General features: G+C 57.6%; 7 protein-coding genes and 5 tRNA genes. 3 read left to right on the top strand and 9 right to left on the bottom strand.

Going from position 1 to position 7,356, the window contains the following annotated elements; all coding sequences use genetic code 11:
- Window positions 1-156: 156 nt before the first annotated feature.
- On the bottom strand, window positions 157-1,425 hold the full coding sequence (murA, locus tag ABRP88_RS10315; RefSeq protein WP_284770392.1) for a UDP-N-acetylglucosamine 1-carboxyvinyltransferase: 1,269 nt from the start codon (window positions 1,423-1,425) through the stop codon (window positions 157-159).
- Between the two features lie 21 nt (window positions 1,426-1,446).
- Window positions 1,447-2,286, bottom strand: a complete 840-nt coding sequence (gene ramA, locus ABRP88_RS10310; RefSeq protein WP_005279642.1) for an acetate metabolism transcriptional regulator RamA — start codon at window positions 2,284-2,286, stop codon at window positions 1,447-1,449.
- 266 nt (window positions 2,287-2,552) lie between these two features.
- Here ramA and cysK point away from each other — a divergent pair, with 266 nt between their 5' ends.
- Window positions 2,553-3,488, top strand: a complete 936-nt coding sequence (cysK, locus tag ABRP88_RS10305) for a cysteine synthase A (RefSeq protein WP_284770391.1) — start codon at window positions 2,553-2,555, stop codon at window positions 3,486-3,488.
- An 82-nt stretch (window positions 3,489-3,570) separates the two neighbouring features.
- Entirely contained in the window at window positions 3,571-4,134 is a 564-nt protein-coding gene (gene epsC, locus ABRP88_RS10300; protein ID WP_284785892.1) for a serine O-acetyltransferase EpsC, read from the top strand.
- Between the two features lie 49 nt (window positions 4,135-4,183).
- On the opposite strand, the gene ABRP88_RS10295 is transcribed toward epsC, so the two are convergent.
- From ABRP88_RS10295 to ABRP88_RS10275, 5 genes are all read right to left on the bottom strand, one after another.
- Window positions 4,184-4,465, bottom strand: coding sequence for a GNAT family N-acetyltransferase (locus ABRP88_RS10295; protein ID WP_349837133.1), 282 nt, complete (start codon window positions 4,463-4,465; stop codon window positions 4,184-4,186).
- Between the two features lie 56 nt (window positions 4,466-4,521).
- Window positions 4,522-4,594, bottom strand: a tRNA-Phe gene (locus ABRP88_RS10290).
- 19 nt (window positions 4,595-4,613) lie between these two features.
- Window positions 4,614-4,687 (bottom strand) — tRNA-Asp (locus ABRP88_RS10285).
- A 188-nt stretch (window positions 4,688-4,875) separates the two neighbouring features.
- Window positions 4,876-4,949, bottom strand: a tRNA-Asp gene (locus ABRP88_RS10280).
- A 35-nt stretch (window positions 4,950-4,984) separates the two neighbouring features.
- Window positions 4,985-5,060, bottom strand: a tRNA-Glu gene (locus tag ABRP88_RS10275).
- A gap of 82 nt (window positions 5,061-5,142) precedes the next feature.
- On the opposite strand from ABRP88_RS10275, the gene ABRP88_RS10270 reads away from it, so the two are divergent.
- Complete coding sequence (locus ABRP88_RS10270; RefSeq protein ID WP_023023790.1) at window positions 5,143-5,475, top strand: metal-sensitive transcriptional regulator; 333 nt, start codon at window positions 5,143-5,145, stop codon at window positions 5,473-5,475.
- Window positions 5,476-5,506: 31 nt separating this feature from the next.
- Here the strand turns inward: ABRP88_RS10270 and ABRP88_RS10265 are convergent.
- Window positions 5,507-5,579: transfer RNA gene (locus ABRP88_RS10265), tRNA-Lys, on the bottom strand.
- A gap of 126 nt (window positions 5,580-5,705) precedes the next feature.
- Window positions 5,706-7,208, bottom strand: coding sequence for a succinyl-CoA:acetate CoA-transferase ScpC (gene scpC, locus ABRP88_RS10260; RefSeq protein WP_349837132.1), 1,503 nt, complete (start codon window positions 7,206-7,208; stop codon window positions 5,706-5,708).
- Between the last annotated feature and the right edge of the window lie 148 nt (window positions 7,209-7,356).

The raw sequence follows: 7,356 nt of genomic DNA, 5'->3' as shown, positions 1-7,356 counted from the left end.
GAACCAAGTCAAATCTTAGAGCCAAGTCAGTACAAAAAATCACTAAAAAGTAACCAACCGGCTACCTCTCGGCGACTTGGATAAACCTACACCCCACTCCAAGAAACGCACAAATCCCCAGCACACACGAGAAAAATGCGTACTGGGGAAGGTTAATTAGAAGATTTCTTCTTCCTGCGTCCTTTCGATGGTGGCTCCAAGCCGCGAAAGGTTCTCCACAAAGTGGGGATATCCGCGGTCTATATGGAAGACATCGTGAACGGTCGTCGCTTCGTCGGCGCACAGTGCGGAGAGGACTAGGCCAGCTCCGGCACGGATATCGGAACTCCATACATGCGTAGAGGAAAGATGTTCCTTACCCCGTACCACCACGTGATGGCCATCCACTTGGGCATCGGCACCCAAGCGCAGCATTTCGTCCACGAAGCGGAACCGGGATTCGAAGACGTTCTCCGTGATCACGGTGGTTCCTTCGGCGATGGAGGAAATGCCGATGGCCATGGGCTGGAGGTCCGTCGGAAAGCCTGGGAAAGGCAACGTCTGGTAATCCACGGCGGTAGGACGCTTATCCATGCGCACGCGGAAGCCGTTTTCATAGGTTTCAATCTCTGCGCCGGCGGACTTCAGCTTTTCCAGCGGAAGGTGCAGGTGACGCGGAGCAATACCGCCAACGGTGATATCGCCTTGTGTCATGGCTGCGGCATAAGCCCAGGTGCCGGCCACGATGCGGTCACCAATGACCTCGTGCTCCGTTGGGTTAAGCCGGTCCACGCCGTGGATGGTGACCTCGGAGGTGCCTTCGCCTTCGATATTGGCGCCCATGGATTTCATCATCTCGCACAGGTCCACGATCTCGGGCTCGCGGGCGGCATTGTGAAGAACAGTAGTGCCCTCGGCCAAGACGGCGGCGGTCAAGATGTTTTCTGTCGCACCAACGGAAGGAAAGTCCAAGCGGATATTAGAGCCGCGAAGCTCGGAAGCTTCAGCGACCACGGCGCCGTGTTCAATGCGCGTGGTGGCGCCGAGTTTCTCCAAGCCAGTCTGGTGCATATCGAGCGGGCGAGAGCCAATGGCGTCACCACCGGGCAGCGCAACCTTTGCATGCCCGCAGCGCGAGGTCAGTGGGCCTAAGACGCATACCGACGCCCTAAATTGGCGGACCGCATCAAAGTCCGCGTTCGATTGCGGCGTCGCGGGGGTAGTAATGCGGACGGTGCTGCCATCGATTGTCACCTCGCAGCCCAAGCCCTCGAGCACCTTCTTCATCAAAGGTACGTCCAGAATCTCTGGGCAATTGGTCAGCGTCGTCGTCCCCTCCGCCAGCAATGCGGCGGCCATGAGCTTAAGGACGCTGTTCTTGGCGCCATCTACTTTGACGGTGCCTGCAAGGCGGGCACCACCGGAAACAATAAACTGATCTTTCACAGCTTTATACGCTACCGGTTATCAGGGCAACGCGCCGATCCGGCGGGCGGCATTGACGGCTTCGTAGCGAGTGTGTGCCCCCAACTTGCGCATTACGGAGCGTAGGTAGGACTTGACGGTTTCGGCGCCAATCCCCATTTCTTCCGCCGCTTCCACGTTGGTGTGGCCTAGCGCCACGCAGGAGAGGACGTCGAGTTCGCGGGCTGAAAGCTTGGTCGATTGCTTCACGCGCACAGGAGAGACCATCTGATCGCAAAGTGCCTCGAGTTCCTTGCGCAATTCCTCGTCCTCGACGCGATTGGCCAGCATGCGCAGCTTGGAGTGGGTGGAACGAACCTGTTCCCATTCCGCACCGTTCATGGCATGGCCGCGGGAGGCACCCCCCTTTCCGCCATCGGCGCGGCGCATCGCGGAGTTGACCGCGAGGTCTTGCTCCAGGGTCCGCGCCGTCATCGTGACTTCCTCGATGACCTTATCCCCCAGGCGCACTGGGGAGTGCACGCCAACATAGAGCACGCCGCGGATTTCACGCTGCACGGTAACCGGTACCGCAACGATCGAGTGCAGGCCTTCGTCTTGGATCACGCTGTCGTTCTCGTGGGAAATGGTGGTGGCACGCGTGTAGTCCGATACGCCCACCGCGCGGCGGGTGGTGATGACGCGCCCGCCGACGCCCACGCCGGCATCGATAAGCAGATTCTGTAGCGCCGGTGTACGCAGACCCACCCACTGGGTAATTTGCAGGCGATTATCCGCCAATAATGTTGCGTACATCGTCACTGGGATTCCGGTGGCGGTTTTGAGAGACGACAGTGCCGCGCGTACGGATTCTTCATCATCTTTGAGGCGATGCGACTCCATGAGACTCTTTCCTCGTCCGGGGGTAACCAAGTAGGTGCACCCGATATCCCCGAAAACTTGGGGAGCAGCGGGTAACTACGTGGAATTATAGACAGCAAGTGGGGGTAATTCGAAATCGCCCCTTTGCCTCCACGGCCGCGAATCCCACATTTCATGCCCGAATGGGTAGTCTGTAATAAATATACCACTCTGTCTACTTAAATAGTGTATCCTTGCGCTTGTACCTGATTTGACCACGAATACGATTCCCAAAGGAGTCCTAATAAATGGCTATTTACAACAATGTCCTAGAGACCATCGGCGGTACCCCACTCATCCGCATCAACCGCTTGGCAGAGGGCAAGGGTGCCACCGTGCTGGCCAAGGTGGAGTCCTTTAACCCTGGTAACTCCGTTAAGGACCGCATCGGTCTGGCCATCATCAAGGCCGCCGAGGAGTCCGGTGACCTGAAGCCGGGCGGCACCATCGTTGAAGCTACCTCCGGTAACACCGGTATTGCTCTGGCATTGGCCGGCGCAACCTTGGGCTACGACGTTGTCCTCACCATGCCAGAGACCATGTCCAATGAGCGCAAGGTCCTGCTTCGCGCATACGGTGCAGAAATCATCTTGACCCCGGGCGCTGCCGGTATGCAGGGTGCAGTTGATAAGGCCAACGAGATCGTCGCCGAGCGCGGCAACGCCATCTTGGCTTCCCAGTTCGCTAACGAGGCCAACCCCAAGATCCACGAGGCCACCACCGGCCCGGAGATCTGGGACGACGCCGAGGGCAATGTCGATGCCTTCGTCGCAGGCGTCGGCACCGGCGGCACCATCACCGGTGCAGGCCGCTACCTGAAGTCCAAGAACCCAGACGTTTACCTCGCTGCCGTTGAGCCGGCTGACTCCCCTGTGCTGTCTGAAGGCCAGGCTGGTCCGCACAAGATCCAGGGCTTGGGCGCCAACTTCGTACCGGACGTGCTCGACCGCGAGCAGCTGGATGAGGTTTTGACCGCCTCCCTCGAGGAGTCCATCAAGCTCTCTCGCGCCCTTGCTACCGAAGAGGGTCTGCTGGTTGGTATTTCCGCCGGTGCAAACCTCTCGGCTGCCCTGAAGCTGGCTGAGCGCCCCGAGTTCGAGGGCAAGACCATCGTCGTTGTCCTGCCGGACTTTGGTGAGCGCTACGTTTCCACCGTTCTTTTCGAGGACATCCGCGAGGCATAATTAGCCCCGCAAACTAGTCCGTGAATAAAAGGCACCCGTCAAGCTTGGCGGGTGCCTTTTTGTGACCAGTACTATAGTCCGCATGAGCATTATTAAATATATCCGCGAAGATTTAGCCAATGCCCGGGATCATGATCCAGCCGCCCGCGGCGACGTTGAGAACGCGATGGTCTATTCCGGCCTGCACGCCATCTGGTCGCACCGCGTATCCCACTGGCTGTGGAAGCGTGGCGTGCGGGGTCCTGCGCGCATCCTGGCCCAAATTACCCGCTTTTTTACCGGCATTGAGATCCACCCAGGCGCCACCATCGGGCGCCGCTTCTTTATCGACCACGGGATGGGCATTGTCATCGGGGAAACCGCGGAAATTGGTGATGGCGTGATGCTCTACCACGGCGTGACGCTCGGCGGTCAGGTCCTCACCCAGACCAAGCGCCACCCCACGGTGGAAGATAACGTCACCATCGGCGCCGGCGCTAAGGTTTTAGGCCCCATCACCATCGGTGCCGGTTCCGCCATCGGTGCCAATGCCGTTGTAACGAAGGACGTACCAGCCGATCACATCGCGGTGGGCATCCCCGCCAAGAATCGGCCCTCAAACAGGCATGAGCGAGTCAAGCTCGTGGATCCAGACTATTACATCTAAATAGACTGAAAGCGGCCCACAGTCTTGTGTGGGCCGCTTTTTGCTGTGCTTAACCGCGCAGCAGGTCCTGGTATTCGGGGTTCTTGTCCATAAAGTGCGCCACAGCAGAGCAGGTGGCGATGACCTTCATGCCGGCAGCCCGAGTTTCATCGAGGGCCGCCTTAATCAGCGGGGAGGACAAGCCCTGTCCGCGGAAGTCATCCCCGATGACCGTGTGATTGAACTCGCGGGTATCGCCGGAATCTACGTATTCGCAGATTCCTGCTTCCACACCGTCAACGGTAAGCACGAAGCGGGAGAAATCGGTCTGATGAGAAATTGCTTTTTCCATGTCCCCCATTAAACCAAAAATGGCCCCTCCTTGATAATAAGGAGGGACCATAGTTGTGGCCAGAGCCAGGATCGAACTGGCGACCCCACACTTTTCAGGCGTGTGCTCTACCGACTGAGCTATCTGGCCAGAAACCCGAAGGTTTCCGCGACCTTGACGGGACTTGAACCCGCGACCTCCGCCGTGACAGGGCGGCGCGCTAACCAACTGCGCCACAAGGCCATTTTCAATTTTGTGTGCCTCTTGGGCACGGGTAGTTACTTTACACAGCCGCCTAGAAACAACACAAATCAGCACTACAAGAGCAGTTTTCACGCTTTCCGATACCCCTGTACCAAGGTGGCACCAACAAGCAGCGGCCCAAAACCAAAAAAGAACAGTACCCGCCGAAGCGTGTACTGTTCAGACTGCGACCTTGACGGGACTTGAACCCGCGACCTCCGCCGTGACAGGGCGGCGCGCTAACCAACTGCGCCACAAGGCCAAATGAGAAATTATTTCGTACCAACACGATGGTGTTGGTACCCCCAACGGGATTCGAACCCGTGCCGCTGCCGTGAAAGGGCAGTGTCCTAGGCCGCTAGACGATGGGGGCCAGTCGCTTCTTGGCGACTTCTAGAAATATACTGGAGACATCACCAAGAAACAAAATCGCTCCCCCAGAAGGAGTTTTAACCATGTCTGAGCAGCAGAAAACCTGTTCCTGCCACGAGCCGGATATCCACGGATACAACGCCGATAGTAAGAGCAAAGCGCGTTATCTGGCGCGCCTGAAGCGCATTGAAGGCCAGGCGCGCGGGATTCACCGCATGGTCGATGAGGACCAGTACTGCATCGATATCATCACCCAAATCTCCGCGGTGACATCCGCACTAGAGAATGTCTCTCTCGCGCTCTTAGAGGACCACATAGAGCACTGTGTGGCCGGTGCGGCGGCCGAGGACGGCGAGGTGGCCAAGGAGAAGCTAGCGGAGGCTATGCACGCCATTAAGAAGCTGGTGAAAAACTAGAAAAGGAGCCGCCCGAAGGCGGCTCCTGATGTGGGCCCTGTGGGGATCGAACCCACGACCTGCGGATTAAAAGTCCGTAGCTCTACCAACTGAGCTAAAGGCCCAACGTCGCTCTATATTAGCGTGTTGACTTTTAGATCTCCTAATTAACCCCTCGCCTGAGAGTATCCAAACAAAGCAAAAGGAGGGCTTCCCAGCCGGGAGGCCCTCCTTTGCCATGGCGGTGGAGATTAACCGCGCATGTCACCCTTTTCCATGAAGTTAACCTGGAAGTCGAAGGCGGACTTCAAGTCGTGCGGGGTGTGCTGGAACTTGTTTTCCTTCGCACGCTCGTAGTACTCCTCCAACAGCGGACGGTAGTCCGGGTGAGCCACGGCGATGATCTTCTCTACGCGCTGCTTTGGAGCCAAGCCACGCAGGTCAGCCACACCGTATTCGGTGATGATGACCATGGTGTCGTGCTCGGTGTGGTCGGTGTGGGACACGAACGGAACCAGAGCGGAGATGGCGCCATCCTTCGCGATGGACGGGGACACGAAGGTGGAGATGTACGCGTTACGGGTGAAGTCACCAGAGCCACCGGTGCCGTTCATGATGCGGGAACCGGACACGTTGGTGGAGTTGATGTTGCCGTAGATATCTCCCTCGATCATGCCGTTGGAAGAAATCAGGCCGACGCGGCGGATGACCTCAGGGTGGTTGGAAATCTGCTGCGGGCGCAAGATGATGTGGTTGCGGTAGCGGTCTGCTTCCGCGTTCATCTTTTCTGCGTACTCCGGCGACAGCGCGAAGGAGGTTGCAGAAGCCATGGTCATCTTGCCGGCATCGATAAGGTCCAGCATGCCGTCCTGGATAACTTCGGTGTATGCCTGAATGTTTTCGAACTTGGAGTCCAAAAGACCTGCCATCACGGCGTTCGGCACGTTACCCACACCGGACTGCATGATGAACTTGTCGTACTCGAGGCGGCCTGCGGCAACCTCGCCCTCCAAGAACTCGATGAAGTTAGCGGCGATCTTCTCAGAGGTCTCGTCCGGCTCGCGGAATGGAGCGTTGCGGTCTGCCGAGTTGGTCTTGACCACTGCAACGACCTTCTCCTCGGGGATCTCCATGTAGGTGGTACCGATGCGGTCACCCGGCTTGTTAATCGGGATGGGCTGGCGGTTAGGCAGCTTGTCGATGCGGTAGATGTCGTGCATGCCCTCGAGGTTCTCGGACTGCCACTCGTTGATCTCAATGATGATCTTGTCTGCTGCCTCGACGAACTCGAGGTTATTGCCCACTGCGGAGGACGGCACGATATTGCCCTCCTCAGTAATGCGTACGGCCTCGATGATGGCTACCTGGAAGTCACCGTAGAAGCCCTCTTCTACCTGCTGGCCCAAGTGGGACAGGTGAATGTCCTGGTAGAGCGCGGTGCCGTCGTTGAACTGCTTACGCAGCAGCGGGTCAGAGTTGTATGGGGAGCGGAAGTTAATGGCCTCTGCCTCTGCCAAAACACCGTCGCAGTCCGGGGCGGTAGAAGCACCGGAGAAGAGGTCAATCTTGAACTCTTCGCCCTTTTCGTGCAGCGCCTTCGCCTTATCTGCAATGGCGGTAGGCAAACCCTTGGGGTAACCTGCACCGGTGAAGCCGGAGATTCCTACGCGGTCACCATTGTTGACGTACTTCGCAGCCTCCTCTGCAGAAACTACGAGCTTCTCAAACGGGGCGTATGCGATTCTATCGGACAACTGTCATCCTCCTTCATATACGAGTAGACCGGTGTTACGGCCAACCCAATTTAGTTACACAGACCACAGTAGCGAAAATTAACGTTTTCGCCACCATCATTTTGTGACTTTCACCCCAATAATGGGATTCCTCGGTGGCCGCCACCTT

Source organism: Corynebacterium sp. KPL2734 (assembly GCF_040225595.1).
Classification (GTDB): domain Bacteria; phylum Actinomycetota; class Actinomycetes; order Mycobacteriales; family Mycobacteriaceae; genus Corynebacterium; species Corynebacterium rhinophilum.
The sequence above is the reverse complement of the archived record's forward strand: the minus strand, read 5'-3'. Positions and strand labels throughout refer to the sequence as shown.